This is a genomic window from Paenibacillus provencensis (assembly GCF_042678545.1).
Lineage (GTDB): Bacteria > Bacillota > Bacilli > Paenibacillales > Paenibacillaceae > Paenibacillus > Paenibacillus provencensis.
In genome coordinates this window covers 82,570-97,742 of record NZ_JBHTKX010000001.1, presented here as the reverse complement: position 1 = coordinate 97,742, position 15,173 = coordinate 82,570, and the positions used below count along the sequence as shown (strand labels likewise).

Genomic DNA, 15,173 nt, shown 5'->3' with positions numbered 1-15,173 from the left:
GTTTACCGAGGATAATTTAATTATGGTTAAAGCCCGCAAATGTTATGAATGGTAAATCATCCTTTCTTGTAGCCTTATGTGCAGCAGAGCCTGGGGGAGTCACATTTATTTTGCTGAAAATTGATTCGATCCAGCGTTATTTATAAAAAAGCAAAAAAACAGTTAAAATAAACAATACGCAGAGCATAATTATTCCTTTTCGTACATGAGGGTCCATATCGATCGCATACTCCCTTCATAAGTCCGGCTGATTTTATGGTTTCATAAAGCTATGCATTTCAGTATATGCACTGGGCGCTAGTCATGTGAGTCAGCTTCATCATTCCTTATTCTTAATGGATGGACAACAAGAGATCGTCAGTCCATAATAGAGTAATTGAACAGTGGTACATAAAGAAGGTACTTAACAATCAGAAGGAGAGATGAAGATGGAAAACAAAACCAAAGAATTGTTTAAGACACTTACCGAATTCCCTTCGGCTCCAGGATTTGAGAGAGAGCTGCGTGCATATGCCAAGAACCTGATGTCACAATATACGGAAGAATTCGTACAAGATCGGCTTGGGAGCTTGTTTGGCGTACTTCGCGGCGACGAGCAAGGCCCGCGGGTCATGGTGGCTGGACATTTTGACGAGGTAGGATTCATGACTTCTGGCATTACAGAAGCGGGTATGGTCAAATTCCGCCCGATTGGGGGCTGGTGGAGCCAAGCTGTTCTGTCGCAGCGTCTGCAAATTATTACTCCGGAGGGCCCGATCGCAGGTGTCGTAGGATCAACACCAACCCATCTCTTGTCACAAGCTGATCGTGCTAAGCCCGTAGAGATGGACTCCATGTATCTGGATATCGGCGCGGACAACCGTGCGGAAGCAGAATCGTGGGGCATCAAGCCAGGTATGCAAATTGTACCGATTTGTGAATTTACCCCACTCAAAAACCCCAAGAAAATTATGGCAAAGGCCTGGGATAACCGTTACGGTGTAGGACTTGCAATCGAGCTGCTGGAAGCTCTGCATAAAGAGAAGCTGCCTAACATCCTGTATTCCGGCGCAACCGTCCAGGAGGAGCTCGGACTGCGTGGTGCACGCACTTCCGCGAATTTGATCCAGCCGGATATTTTCTTTGCTCTTGATTGCAGTGCTGCCAATGATATGACCGGAGATAAGAATGCTTTTGGACACATCGGCCAGGGGGCCTTGCTCCGTATCCTTGATCCCGGCATGCTAACACATCGCGGTGTTGTAGAATACGTACAGGATACCGCCGAGACACACAAGATTAAATATCAATATTTTATTTCACCAGGGGGAACGGATGCAGGTCAGGTGCACTTGAGCGGTATTGGGGTGCCTTCCACGGTGATCGGTGTGTGCGCAAGATATATTCATACCTCATCCTCGATTCTTCATACGGATGATTATGATGCTGCGAAGGAGCTGCTCATCAAGCTGGTGAAAGGTCTTGACCGTACAACGCTTAATACCATTATTGAAAACTCTTGATCGTATGGCTGCTTAGCCAATAATTAATTGAGCAAGTGAATGACATATCACATAAAAAGAGGTGTCCTGTGACCGGCCTGCAATGGCCCACAAGACACCTCTTTTTATGTGAAGAAATAGTGTTAATTCATTGAGAGAGATTAAAGAAACAGGGGCGAGAATGCAATCCACGCAATAATGAATGTAACGCCTATGAAAAAAATCTCTACCCAGGCTCCCTGCTTGGACCCTGTACTCATTAATTTAAACTTGATCTTCCACTTGAGGGGTGGAAGCGGCTTGATTCCCCGATTCGTTAAACTATCTGCTGCCAAATGCAGCAAATAAGACAGACCACCGGCCATCCAAACCGCATCGCCGTATGATTGAGTTGAGCCATAGAGGAGAAATGTCCAAACGCCTACGCCATAAAGGGTATGGGTTAACCCACGGTGAGGCACCAACGTTGTCAATATGAGCAGACTTCCGACGAGCAAATTCCAAGGAAGAAAGCTCCCTCCATAGATGATAAGCCCCAGTCCAATAAAAAACATAACCCACTGTCTCAGCGATCTTGAGGGCATAAAGGATACAATGGCGATTAGCGCTGCAAGAATTAAATTCCATGGATAGTTCTCCATCCCGTAAAAGCCCACGACAGCTGCCGCAACAATAAGAGCTGCCTGAACGATCCGAAGAAGCCAATTCGGAATGACCCGAGTGACCAGCAGTGAATTCGGTTCATCAATGTCAGGCAGCACCGAGCTGATCAAGGCGACGGCTGCCGCCGGGATTGACAAGCTAATTCCTCCCATATGCAAGAGTGAGAGCGAGACACCCGTCCCGACGATAATATGGGTTCTACCCATCATGATTCCTGTACTTCCTTTCTCTGCCCAATCTGTAGTTGTGAAATAGCCCCAGGTGTGTATACAAGACGGAGCAACTTACTTAAGGGAAATATGGAAATCATTATAGCACATACGTTCGTACTCGTACACCCAATATTATCCTCACATTAATATTCATTATGTAATTTAACCACTACTGAATCCATATCATAATACCGTTAGCTGTTACCGCAAAAGCATAAAGGGAGCGAAGTTCGCTCCCTCTAATTTTTCCAAGCTGTTATATAAATAGGGTTAATTCCATACCTCATCTGCAATTTCTTTGACAAAACGAAGCTGTTCAAGCGGCACATAGGTTGCTGCTTCTGCGATGCGGGCTTTGATCTTCTCTTTATCCTCCAGCTCACCTGATTTGGATGTGATTAACCCCAGTACTATTTTTAAATTTGGGCGATTAACGTATTGCAGAGGTTCAAACCCTCCTGAACGCTCATCGTCAAATTCCAGGAATAACCCGTCCACATTCAAACCGCCAAATATCGTCTTCGAAGCATAATCGTATCCACCGCTTGCGAAGAAGTTGGATTTATAATTGCCCCGGCAAATATGCATAGTAATGACTAAATCTTCTGGCTTATTTGCAATGGATTCATTGATCATTCGCTGCATGACCTTCATCTCTTCAGCTGGATCGAGCCCCTTGGCACGAAGCTTATGATGACCTTCCTCTGAGAAGAGATCTGCCCAAGCAGTATCATCTAATTGCAAGTAACGGCAACCAGCATCATAGAAAGCTTGAACCGCTTTTTGATAAGCAGCAATCGTATCCTGCAGGAAGGCTTCACGATCCTGATAAATCTCTTCATTCTGGTCCACACGGTACACGAGCATATTAGGACTTGGTATCGTCTGCTTAGCTACCGCTTCCCCTGCGTGCTCATTAAGGAATTGAAAATGTGCAATAAACGGATGTGATGAAAAATCAATCTTGCCCAGGACGTAACAGACTTCCTAATGATCATGATGAAATGGTATCATAGTTGTCTCTCCCTAAATTTGATGTACCGAAAAGTATAACATAACTGAATAGAAAGATATTATTCATATAGTAATCATTTGCTATAACTATTAACTATAACAAGTGTGTCTTTACTATCACATGAAGGCAATGATAGCAGATGGGTCTAGATTTATAAAAAAGACTACTCCTATGAGTAGCCTTAATGGATAATTTTTTTCATTTTTTTGCCTTGTAAAACTCATGATACAGCTTCATTAATGCCCGCTTCTCAATCCGGGATACATAGCTCCGGCTGATGCCGAGCTCCTTCGCAATCTCTCGCTGCGTGCGTTCCTCCCCGCCTGCTTCTAGTCCGAAACGCCCGACCACAACTTCCTTCTCCCGTTCATCCAGAATGTCGAGGTTCTGATATATTTTGCTCTTCTCGATCTTGAGCTGTACCTTATCCATGACCTCATCCGCTTCCGTGCCAAGGATATCTATTAAGGTAATTTCATTGCCTTCCTTATCCGTTCCGATCGGATCGTGGAGTGATACGTCCTTGCGAGTCTTTTTTAATGAACGAAGGTGCATCAAAATCTCGGTCCTAATGTCTATAGTGTCGCTAGAAGGTCACAATATGGACCTCTTCTTGCGAGACCCGTACCTCCTTTACCACTCGCCTTATTAGGTTTTGCTTATCTTCAAATGTGAGTTCTTCCGGATTTAAGGTAAGGTAATACTCTAGGGTTTCTTTAAGCAGGTTTCTACTGCTCTCCAGGTCCTCAAGCCCTTCCATCTGCGCCAACAGTTCGGCATGATGTTTCTTAAGTGATTCTTCTTTGTCAGCCAGCTCCTTTAATTCTTCGCGGATCTCCTCTTCTCCTAGTCCTATATCGCTCGAGAACAGCTTTATTAATTTCTTTCTGGATGCCCTAGTCTTTTCAAGCTCTCTCTCAACACGAGTGATTTCTAACTCGCTCATGTTCTCCTGTGTTGTCTCCATACTGGCTGCTGCTATTTCTTCCGGCTGGGATAACCAGTTATGCACACGTTCCCAGACAATATCATCGAGGATATCACGCCGTATCCTATTGCCACATCCTCTGAATTTAGCGCCGCTTGTGTTCTTAACATCAGTGTATTCAAACACATACGTTCCCCAGTTCTTTGACTTTCGACCAGTCATTGTGTTATTGCAATTTGCACATCTTACAAGCCCTGATAGCAAATATTGATTAAGGCTTGATTTAGCAAATCTTCTACGAGCTTCACCTAGCAGCTTCTGTGCCTGCTCAAATTGGAATTTAGAAACAATCGCTGGACAATCAACATAGATCCATTCCTCTTTTGGTCGAACACGCATGGATACCCGTTCTTCCTTAGGCTTATGTTTGTTACCTAGCATACCCTCGGTGTTCCAACGATTCTGAGGGAAACGGCCTGTGTATGTTTCATTCAGTAGAATTTGCCTCACCACTTGCTTATGCCATACCTTAGCCCCTCGTTTGGTCGGGATCAGATTGTCAGTGAGGTACTTCGCTATGCCGTTGATACCTTTAGCAATCTCATTAGGACGGGTAAAAAGGTTGAAGATCAGCTGGACAACTCTTGCCTCTTCCTCGTTAATGATTAGTTCACCTTTTTCCTTATCATAATCATATCCATAAGTGTGATTGTTTTTAATTACCTTGCCTTGATTTGCTTTTTCTTTGCGGCCCCGGGTCATGCGCTCGTTGATTTTAGCTTTCTCAAATTCAGCGATCGCACCGCGCATAGAATAAAATAGTTGACCTTCTGGAGTTTTTGCATACTCCCCATTAACAAATACAATCTCGACGCCGCGCTTCTCAAATTCATCTGTAATGATCAGCTGCAGCATGAGCTTCCGAGCCAACCGGTCAGGATCTAAACATACTATTTTAGTAATGATTCCATCTCTTACGTCTTGCCGCATTTGGGTTAACTCCGGTCGCTCCAAGAACTCGCCTGAGTAGCCATCATCAATATACACTTTAACTTCCTCAGTCCCGACTTTCTTCTTCCCCTCGCGGACCTGAAAGTCTATCGAAAAACCCGACTTCGCCTGTTCTTCCGTCGATACCCTTGCGTAGACTCCTATCATGTATTACCCTCCCATACTTCTCCATGAGGTAATCATAGCAGTCCCTTCTAGCCTTGTCATTAGATTCTCCCTCTGTAAACCTCACATGCACCTGAGCATCACCTCAGATGATGGTTATGAACTTAAAGGTTGTCTCAATGACAAAAAAAGCCGCTAAATAGCGACTTATAAATCCTTCATATCTCCCACGAACACCCACTTGCCTTTGCGGTATATATAACTCTCGGTAGATTTCTCTAAACGTATCGAAACATACATTTCCTCTGTTGGATTTTCAACTTCATCCAGTGAGCGGTAATAGTCGTTCCGCTTGAGATCAGCAAGTGCATCCCAATACCATGATGGGATCTGCTCATACCGATCGGCCGATGCATGGATATCCTCAGCGGTGCAGTTGGGCCATGTTCCCTTCTCGCGCATGGATTCAGCTATAACTTCGCACATCTCTAGGATGAACGGTGATTTGGGTACCAATGACATGTGATGCCTCCGAAACATTTTCTTCTATTATAAACGAAAAAAAGGCCCGACATATAGCCGGGCTACTTTTAACTCGCTTTCTTTGTTTTCGATTCATTCCACGCTTTCTCTATTGCTCCTCTGATCTCATCAGAAGATATGTTCAATCCAACATCACCTAATTTGGATGATACATAGTTAAATGCCTGATTCAGCTTCTCTTCTCCGCCATAATCCTTATATACCGATTCAGCATAAGCATATGCTTCTGCAGCAATCTTATGCAGCATCTCACGCTGCTTTACACTGAGATTAGCATCAAAGTAATCAGATGCTTTCTTAGTGAGTTTATTAATTGATCCAACTACAACTTTTGTTATCAATGCTACGATGGCTAATACAATTGTAACAATATAGGGTTGCGCCTGTTCCATAATGTCGTTGATGATCATCATTTTTCACCATCCTTATATACATCTAAAATTTTATTTTGATTGTCCCAGAAGATGCGATGTCCTAAATGATGCGATAGCATTGTTGCTGGTACATATGATCTGCCGTCAATCAATACACCCTGTTCGACTTTCTTGTTATCTAGGTTAATTTTGAACTCAGTTACCTTCTTTTTCACTTCCTCCGTTGCCCCCTCTTTGAATGGAACATTGTAGTACTCGCATATACCCTCTGCAATCGACAACGCTACAGCATCCTGAAATGATGCGTTGAACAGCTTTGGACCGTCGATAGGGCTTGAAATAAAACCGATCTCCAATAGAATTGCCGGCATAGTCGTCTGCTTGATTACTTGGAAGTTGGCTGTCTTAACGCCACGATCACGGAGCTTAGTGGCAGACTTGATGTGTTTATGCATGATCTCAGCAAATGCTTTGCTGTTTGCTCGGCTGTAATATGTTTCAGTTCCATTGGCAGCCGAATCAGCTGCGCTATTGGCGTGGAATGAGATAAATCCGTCAACCTTTTCTCGTTCGGCCTGTGCAACGCGATCGGTGAGCGATGGGTACGTATCTCCAGTCCGTGTAAATGATATTTCGATGTGCTTATGTCCCTTGAATAGCTCTGCCACCTTCTGCGCTAGTATCAGGACGAATACCTTTTCTTTCCCGTAAGCAGACATTGCGCCTGGATCGCCGCCGCCATGTCCCGGATCAAACTTGAGCTTCTTCTTTGCCATCGTTGAGTTCCTCCATTCTGTGTCTTTGTTTGCATGCCGGGCAGAGGTAATAATCGCCAAGGACGATGAGTAGAACCTCTTTAAATTGGTCGCTGATTCCTTTGAATTTATTTCTAAAGTGGGTGCATGCCATGGTTCGAGCCCCATCTCCTTCAATATGATCTCTTGGTTATGCATAATAATTTCTTGGTTGTGCTTAAATTCTCTAGTGTCACTCTCATCCTGAAAGAGGAAAGGAAGGTATTTCTGCATCTTCTTCTTCATCTTCCTCTGTTTGAGCAAAAGAAAAACGACCGCCGCTGCCGATGACAACGTGAGGCCGTTCTTGAATAGCGTATGGAGAATATCCAAAAGTAGGTCGTACATTTTCCACCACCGAATATAATAGCATGTCTCTTGCAGCCGGACCGAGGAGTTTTAAAACCATTTGTAACGTTTCATCCGACACGGTTGATTGCAGATACTCTTCCTCATCCATCTCAATCATAGTTCCTCCAAAACAAAAAGAGCCCAGGGATGCTTTCCCATGGACTCTACTTTGGCCGGTGCTTCCGGTCTTGTAGTAAAAATTTACCACTTGCCAACTAACTTGTCAACAAAATAAGAGAGCCCCGGTTGCTCGGGACCCTGTGGGTGTATGTGTATCACCCATATATTACCACAATTTGAGGGTCGGTGAACCAACTATTTCAGTGGTACGCCTGCTTCTTCTAGCTGTTGATTGACATCAATGTATATCTCGTTGATTTGACGTTGTACATCTCGCTGCCTGTCTGCTTTTTGCTTAGCTGATAAGGATTTGTTTGCGCCAATTTCACGCTTCTCTTTGTTCAGCTCAGACAGGCGTTTGGAAGGTGAACCTGCAGCCTGGGAAGTAACCAGCTTTCTAATCTCGTCACTGTACCATTCAGGAGCCTCACCGCGTCCGTCCCTTGTATCATAGTAAGCTTGATTAAGGTTATCCTTCGCATTATAGAAGTCTGTAGATAGATTGTTGGTAAACTCCGGATCTGCGATGAAATTCTTAAGTAGCGTGTTCCGAATATTCCCTGATCCTTGTTCACTTGTGAGCGGCAGCAGCAGTCTAGCTGGATCACCACCGTATGCTCTGAGCAGATAGTCTATTTTCTTAGGTGACATTTTCAAGTATTGACCAAGTTGGATGGCTACACTGGATGTTCTCTCATCATAACGATTTTCAGGAGAATAGTTCTCCAATGAACGTGACTCGATCGGCGCGCCTGTGAAGCTCCGGTTTGATGTAGTCGCAACGAATGGAGCTGCTATAGTCGCATTAAGAGAACCTTCAATGCTTCCCTCTAGGCCAGTACCTTGTGTTATACCTTGGAGAGCACCGGTAGCAACAGGCGGCAGCCATACGTTAGCCAAGGCATCTGCAGCGCCTTTGAAGGCTTGAGGATCGCCATCTTTCAGGCTCTGCAATGCGCTGATTGTGATCTGACCAAAGGAGTTGTAAGCTGGTTCCATCGGGATTTTGACGAATGTTCCATCATCATTTTTGCTGATGAACAGGTTACGGTACCGCTCGCGGGCTGGTAGTTTTTGATAATCCTCGTCATCTGCGAACTGCATGTATTCGTACATCTTCGGCAGAACCGCAACCGCACCGATCGTAAGTCCCGTACGTACTGGATTGTCTTTGAATGACTTCATAATCCGATAAGTACCTTGTACTGCAGCATTGTTATACGGGATTAACGCTTCGAGATCTCGAGACTTCGCACCTCTTCGGGAGAAGTTTACTGTCACTTCCCGGGCAGCGTCCATCGCTTTCCGGACGTTATCTGGTGTTCTTTCTCCGCCAAGTCTGTCTAGTTCCTGTTTGAAAGCAGCCATACGTGGCGCATTCTCTGCGATGTTTCCGACTTCTTCGAGAGCTCTGAACGGAGCTGCTACAACATTTCTCACTCCCTTGGCTACCCCCTTAGGAGATAACAGCGGATCCCGAGTCATATCTGTAATGCTGCGGTTTAGTTTTCGGTCGCCTTTGAGTGCTGCAGAATACTCTCCGCCCGAGCGCCGGAAGTCTTGTGCTAGGTTACGCAGTCCAGGAATGTTTAAACGGTCTCCGATACCGCTGAGGATACCGTACACCGTGTATGCCGCTTGTTTAGCCGGGTTCTTGGCTTGGATAGCTGACTGTACTAAGTCCATTGTTGCACCTTTGACGGCGAATATAGGCGCCAGAGCCCCGGTTGCGCCGCGTTTGGTAGCATTACTCAGCACTTCGGCAAAGTCTAATAGCAGGTTAGAAGCCTGCGGACCCATCCCCATGAGAGTCTTGACCACCTCGGGATCATAGACTTGTAAATAAACCGGCTCCCCATTGACCATGGCACGGACGATATTTTCCTGATCCAATCGAGTACGATTAAACAAATTCCTAAAATCACTATTAATTTCTTCTGCAAAACCATCCATTCCATCCTCAAACAATACCGAACGTAAATCCTTCTTATCATCTGGCTTCTGGACAATCTCAGCAATACCTTTAAATCGGTCCGGATCACGAGATATTGCACTCACCATTTCTTGCATAACACGATTATTCATTGCGGCATTGGTCCATGCCCCCACCATCTCTACTGTGGTCTTACGCGGATCTACAATGTCACGAACAGAGCCGGTCGGGCTGACTTTCTGCAGCGGTGCCTTCTGACCACTGAACGATGAGCTTGTTGACTTAGCAATGAATTTCTTGCCTGGCTTCTCTGACCTGCTGAACTGCCGGCGCATTGGTGAGTAATTCGGGTTTTGTTCTCTGAGTTGGTCCTTCATTTGCTGAGTGATTAATCCCTCGTTTACGCCAAATGTCTGAAGTACATTGTCGTTGAAACCATCCCATTCATCAGCGATCTGAGCGAATCCAGGAAACCGTTTATCGTACATATCAATGCGCTCTTGGATCTTTTCCGGTGTCATACCGAGATCTTCATTATAAACACGCTCACCACGAGCAACCCGGGTACGTGCATGACGCAATGTGATGTAGTCAACAAATGCATCATCTTGACCACGTTGCACCTTCTTAAAGATGTTGTTTAATCCCTCGCCAATTACGGTTCCTTCCGGTGTAACAAACTTATCTCGAATGACGGTATTAGCAAGGTTGTTGGAGCGAGCTGTATCCATCGCTGCCTCATAGGTGTTGTCTCCGAACCGCTTAAGAGGTGATAAACGATCGACAAAGTTTTGGTATCCAGCTCGTGCAGTTGCTGCAGCTTCCTCGGCCAATCCTTTCGCGTCATTTCGGATACTATTACGCACGATTTGGTCGGCAGTTGTCAATGGACCTGCATTCACTCTCCGGTTGCTGCTGAATGGGGAGATGCCTACGCCCATGTTGCCGAATAGGTTTGTAAACCAGTTGCCTCTCATTGCCTCAGCTTCCGGAGCTGCAGCCGCTGCCTGAGCGGTCGTTCTGTTTGGTTGTGGCAGTTCAACTGTTTGGCTCACTGTTGTTCCGGGACGTGCCGTTATATCTGGCGTAGTACGTGCGGCTGCACGGCGGTTTATAGCATTACCTATACCTCTAGCAGCGATATCACCAACTGCACCTAGACCAGCTCCTAAACCGGCATTTGTCAGGATGTCTCTGTTACTGTCTTGACCTTGTACCAATCCGGCAGCTACACCACCGATTACACCGGTAGCAGCCCCTTCAATACCAGCCCTTGCAACAGGATGACTGACTCTTGTTGCTCGTGATACGCCGCCTGTGAGCGCTTGACCTGCTCTTGTGTTGAGCGCACCGGATACGCCTCGTAATGGAGCTGTAATGAGGTTGCCGCCTGCGGACGGGTTAAAGCCTGCGCCAACGATACCGCCGGCTACACCAAGAACGTCAGCCACTTTATCAGCTGTTTGGTTACCTGTGGAAGCTGGTGCCTGTGATGGAGTACCAAGGAGCATGCCGCCCCCGGTGCCGATTGCACGCGTAACAAACTGCCCAGCCTTATTGCCGTAGGTCAGATCATTCATAAACCGTGAGTAAGGAGCAACCGCATTAGCAAATGCACTCTCTCTCGCTTTGGTGTTGATAATATTCTCGTTTAACTGGTGCTGTGACGGAGTTGGCGGCCCTTGGATCGGCTTAATCTCCCGGCCTGTAGCATCCTTGTATTCATTTATTGCTTGTCTATTCCCTTGAGTCGCTTGGTACAAAGTTGAACCGGTAATACGATCTATACCAAAGCTGGTGATATGATCAGGGAGCTCTGCAATTTTTTGTGCTGGTGTTTTTCGCTCTTCAACTGGTCGAGTATCTGGAATCATCCCTGTTGCCATTCGGTAATTATCATACTTGCTTGGCTTTTTCTCTTTAGGTGTTGATGTTCTTGTAACATTTCTGGGTTGATCAAGTCCAAGAGATTTTCTATACTGATCATACTTACTTCCCTTTCCAGAAGAAGGTTGCAGGCCTAATGCCTTTCGGTATTCGTCATATTTACTAGCCACATTAATCCCTCCTTTACCAGTTGCTCATCACCTTGTTGACATATTTCTGCGTTTCTTTTGGTGCATGTGATTTTATTGCAGACCAGCTATTGCCGTATTTCTTAATGGCTTTATTCACGTTTCCCGGACCCCAGTTATAAGCCGCTAATGCCAGCTCGTAGTTGCCGAATTGTTTGTACATCTGACTTATATACTTTGTACCGCCGTTAACGTTTTGAGTTGGATCGTATACGTTCTTGACTCCTAAATCCTTTGCTGTACCTGGCATGAGCTGCATTAAACCAGCAGCACCTGCTCCGCTCTTAGCGTTAGGGTCAAAACTGCTCTCAGCTTGGATAATTGCACTAACCAATCCTTCAGGTACATTGTGAGTGCTTGCCGCACTAGAAATGATTCCTCGGTAAGCTTGCGGCGCTGAACTTGCCGAGGATGTTACTTTCCCGCGCCGACCTCATTCTGGAATTGATCTGCCTCTTTTGTGGTAATTCCGTATTGAGGAAGCATCTTTTCAATCTCTTCATCATCATAACCACTTGCAATAAATGCAGAGAATACTTCTTTTTTATTGAGAACCGCACCAGTTTTACTATCTCTTTTCGCAATCGAGTTAACATAAGTTTTGGCGAAGTCTTGAATACTTGTAGTGTTACTCGCTGCCTCTGCGGCTGCACGAGCTGTAGCGGCTTCCGCATCTGCTATTGCAGTATCTTGCTGCCATTCAAACTGTTGTTTGTCTAAAGCTAGAGTAGCATTGCGGTATTCTTGCTGATTCTGAGATTCTAATTTCTGTAATGCATAGTTGAGATCGTATTGTCGAACATTTTCTTCGAATTCTTTCGCAAGACGTTTATCTTCTATAGCGTCTCGAGCTTTTTGATACTCGAATTCTTCTATATACCGATCGTTGGACCACTGCTGCTGCTCTTGATCAAACGCCTGTTGTTGCTGTTGCATATCAAGTTGCTGCCCGGCCATTGTGCGGCCTGGTTGATATTGAGATGCTTGATTATAGCTTACGTCTGAACCGTACTGCGTAGGATCAAGACCGAGAGAACGCATTTGATTACGCACTGCATCCGCTTGTGTACTGAGTGCATTACGCTGTTGAGCGGTGATTCCCGGCGCTTCTGCAGATTGTTTCAGGGCTAGAAGCGTGTTAATCGCACTTTGTTGTTCAGGTGATAGGTAGTTTCCTGTCAAAGATGCATCAGCACGAGAATTGTCAATTCCACGCTGTTGTTCCTGTGTCAACATATTCAAAGCATTGTACTGGTTGCCTAGTTGCATTTGACTACGATCATCCGCATATCCTTGTTGGCTCATCAGAGGACTTAAGAGATTGAATAGATTGGCGTATTCTTGCTGCTGACGCGCTTGCTCCGCGGCGATAATTTGCGGTACAACCTGAGTCTCAAGGTACTCATTCTGAGAGTTCTGGATCCCTTGAGCTCGCTCACCAAGCATTGTTGAACGGCCAAATCCAGAAGCACCCATTGCCTCCTGTGCTGAGCGAACACCTTGTTGTGCTGCTCTATCCGATTGTGCTTTATAGGCTGCATACTGAGCAGTGCTGTAAGGATCAATCTGTTGTGGGTTGGAGGCTTGTTGGTTTAACTGAGCCAAAAGCTCATTGATTTGCTGTGTGTACGCATTGTCCGGAAGCTGAGTATTGTTCATGATTTGGTTTTGCATATTACCTATTTGATAATTACTCAAGGCATTGTTAAATCCAGTTTGATCAAAATAAGTCGTTCCACCAAGGTTCGCACCAGGTGTACCAAAGTATCTTCCATCTACCGTTACATTGCCATTGCTATATCCAACCCGATCACCACTGATACCATAAGACCCCAGAGCGTCACGTGATGATACAAGCCCTTTCGGTGAATATGTGCTTGCAGTTGGCGTGTACCCACTCGATGTGCTTGTAGTGCCTGTCGTTGTTGTTACACCTGGAGACTGTGATTTCTGGTAGTTATTCCAGGCATTGTTGAAGTTACTCACTGTGTCGTAGGATACGCCGTCTAAGTTTTTCGATGGCTTGAGAAAATCTTGGCCCTTTACTGTGACATAACCAGATGATTTGTTGTATCCGATGTCGTTATTACTTAGGCCCTTGCTTACGAGGCTCTGCCTAATGTTACTTCCGTATCCGGTAGGTGTCGCCATACCCTCACTCCTTTTGATGTAATGATGTATATAAAAAGGAGATGCGATAACGCACCTCCTGAGTAACTATGATTGCTGTTCAATTTGTTTCTTTAAGAATGATATGAAGTCCTCGGAATCAATGCCTTTTGCCTGTAAATACTGTTCCAACGCATCTTCCATCGTATCCTCCTGGTGTAGGGGATACCCTTATTTTAATTGTTATGTAGTCTCATGTTGTATTGTTTGCAAGACAAATGTAATGTGTTACAATTTGTCTTAGATAAGGGTATCCCCTTAGTTTTGTTTGGTGTCACCTATCTCTTGGTCGGGTCAAGGTGACGACGATTGAGTCGCTGTGATTAGCGGCTCTTTTTATTTTATGACTTCTAAATTATGAATCTTCATTAGGGTCCTCAGGTTATTTGCATCATTCTCGACTTTGCTCTTAGAGTACAATTCATATATTGGCGTAGCCAGCTCCAGAAACTTCTTATGATCGTCTGTGTAAACTTCACATAAGAAACATCCGAATATCATTGCTGCGTATGCGTTAAATTGATAACCGTTAAGTTCACCTTTCATTGCTTGTTTCATAATGTCTAAGCATTGATCTTCATACATGCTTATAATATCTTCGTAAACAGCTTCTCTAAATTCGATATACTCCAAAGGTTTTGCCCCCTAATTATTAATTGCTTTCTTCTTTGGGTACCAGCCACTAACAAAGTCCATAGCTTGTTCAAAATCAACTCTTTTAATTTTATCGTACTTCGGAACACCAAAGAATTTATTTAGATCACTAAAGGCTCCTTGGAAATGAGCATCTAAACCTTGTCTTTTAAGTTTGCCAACACGACTGAGTACAGATTGTTTTATCTCAGCCCGTTGATGATCAGTAATCCAAATCTCATTGTCAACAACAAGGGAAAGATGGCGTACTGTTTGGTTTAGCTCCAGCTGCTTGTTTTCCAGATCGTTTGTTCTTTGTTCCATTTGGATCATAAATTGCAATTGTGGGCTTAAAGAAGAGAAGTCATTAACAGGTTTCGCTTGCTCTTGATCAAGGAGCTGTGTGCGAACCTCTATGGCAACACTACTATCCTGTAGCAACATCCCGATACGCAATAAAGCTCGACGAGGAATTAAAGTTAGTGATGGTGTATTTTTAGGTATCGCACTCATGGACTTCAAGTCCCTAAGTTCTTTTCCTTTAATAACTTGGAGTCCATCCGTTAATAACTCTTCTTTATTTCTTTGTATGGTTTTTTTGATAATTTCTGCATCAACTTCATAAAAATCTGCTGCCAGTTCAATTGTCGTATTTATATCATCAGGCAGCATAATAAGTTTTTTCACTTTATCCAATACCTCAATCCTTTCGATAACACTCTCACGCAATGTTTTGCTCTCAATAAGTAGTTCGCTATTATTCATT

At 44.7% G+C, this 15,173-nt stretch carries 12 protein-coding genes and 2 pseudogenes; 1 reads left to right on the top strand and 13 read right to left on the bottom strand.

Going from position 1 to position 15,173, the window contains the following annotated elements:
* Positions 1 to 428 precede the first annotated feature (428 nt).
* Positions 429 to 1,502, top strand: a complete 1,074-nt coding sequence (locus tag ACFQ3J_RS00530) for a M42 family metallopeptidase (RefSeq protein ID WP_251580766.1) — start codon at positions 429 to 431, stop codon at positions 1,500 to 1,502.
* Between the two features lie 140 nt (positions 1,503 to 1,642).
* Here ACFQ3J_RS00530 and ACFQ3J_RS00525 read toward each other — a convergent pair whose 3' ends face one another.
* The 13 genes and pseudogenes from ACFQ3J_RS00525 to ACFQ3J_RS00465 all read right to left on the bottom strand — a co-directional run bounded on the left by ACFQ3J_RS00525 (position 1,643) and on the right by ACFQ3J_RS00465 (position 15,172).
* Positions 1,643 to 2,353: a metal-dependent hydrolase gene (locus ACFQ3J_RS00525; RefSeq protein WP_091158705.1), complete on the bottom strand. Its 711-nt coding sequence runs from the start codon at positions 2,351 to 2,353 to the stop codon at positions 1,643 to 1,645.
* A 273-nt stretch (positions 2,354 to 2,626) separates the two neighbouring features.
* Positions 2,627 to 3,331, bottom strand: a pseudogene (locus ACFQ3J_RS00520) (5-methyltetrahydropteroyltriglutamate--homocysteine S-methyltransferase); the annotation flags it as partial.
* Positions 3,332 to 3,569: 238 nt separating this feature from the next.
* Positions 3,570 to 3,944, bottom strand: a pseudogene (locus ACFQ3J_RS00515) (sigma-70 family RNA polymerase sigma factor); the annotation flags it as partial.
* 13 nt (positions 3,945 to 3,957) lie between these two features.
* On the bottom strand, positions 3,958 to 5,457 hold the full coding sequence (locus ACFQ3J_RS00510; protein ID WP_379292271.1) for a recombinase family protein: 1,500 nt from the start codon (positions 5,455 to 5,457) through the stop codon (positions 3,958 to 3,960).
* 165 nt (positions 5,458 to 5,622) lie between these two features.
* Positions 5,623 to 5,937 carry a hypothetical protein gene (locus ACFQ3J_RS00505; RefSeq protein WP_379292270.1) on the bottom strand — a complete coding sequence of 105 codons (315 nt, stop codon included), beginning with the start codon at positions 5,935 to 5,937 and terminating at the stop codon, positions 5,623 to 5,625.
* 68 nt (positions 5,938 to 6,005) lie between these two features.
* Positions 6,006 to 6,371, bottom strand: coding sequence for a phage holin (locus ACFQ3J_RS00500; protein ID WP_379292269.1), 366 nt, complete (start codon positions 6,369 to 6,371; stop codon positions 6,006 to 6,008).
* A complete protein-coding gene (locus ACFQ3J_RS00495) occupies positions 6,368 to 7,108 on the bottom strand; it encodes an N-acetylmuramoyl-L-alanine amidase (RefSeq protein WP_379292268.1) in 741 nt (246 codons plus the stop codon). The genes ACFQ3J_RS00500 and ACFQ3J_RS00495 overlap by 4 nt, the downstream gene beginning before the upstream one ends.
* 217 nt (positions 7,109 to 7,325) lie before the next feature.
* Positions 7,326 to 7,595: a hypothetical protein gene (locus tag ACFQ3J_RS00490; RefSeq protein WP_379292267.1), complete on the bottom strand. Its 270-nt coding sequence runs from the start codon at positions 7,593 to 7,595 to the stop codon at positions 7,326 to 7,328.
* A 197-nt stretch (positions 7,596 to 7,792) separates the two neighbouring features.
* Positions 7,793 to 11,587 (bottom strand): LPD38 domain-containing protein, encoded by a 3,795-nt coding sequence (locus ACFQ3J_RS00485; protein ID WP_379292266.1) that lies wholly within the window; start codon positions 11,585 to 11,587, stop codon positions 7,793 to 7,795.
* A gap of 13 nt (positions 11,588 to 11,600) precedes the next feature.
* Positions 11,601 to 11,978 carry a lytic transglycosylase domain-containing protein gene (locus ACFQ3J_RS00480; RefSeq protein WP_379293213.1) on the bottom strand — a complete coding sequence of 126 codons (378 nt, stop codon included), beginning with the start codon at positions 11,976 to 11,978 and terminating at the stop codon, positions 11,601 to 11,603.
* Between the two features lie 41 nt (positions 11,979 to 12,019).
* A complete protein-coding gene (locus ACFQ3J_RS00475; RefSeq protein ID WP_379292265.1) occupies positions 12,020 to 13,756 on the bottom strand; it encodes a hypothetical protein in 1,737 nt (578 codons plus the stop codon).
* Between the two features lie 354 nt (positions 13,757 to 14,110).
* Positions 14,111 to 14,407: a hypothetical protein gene (locus ACFQ3J_RS00470; protein WP_379292264.1), complete on the bottom strand. Its 297-nt coding sequence runs from the start codon at positions 14,405 to 14,407 to the stop codon at positions 14,111 to 14,113.
* A gap of 12 nt (positions 14,408 to 14,419) precedes the next feature.
* On the bottom strand, positions 14,420 to 15,172 hold the full coding sequence (locus tag ACFQ3J_RS00465; protein ID WP_379292263.1) for an ORF6C domain-containing protein: 753 nt from the start codon (positions 15,170 to 15,172) through the stop codon (positions 14,420 to 14,422).
* Position 15,173 lies beyond the last annotated feature (1 nt).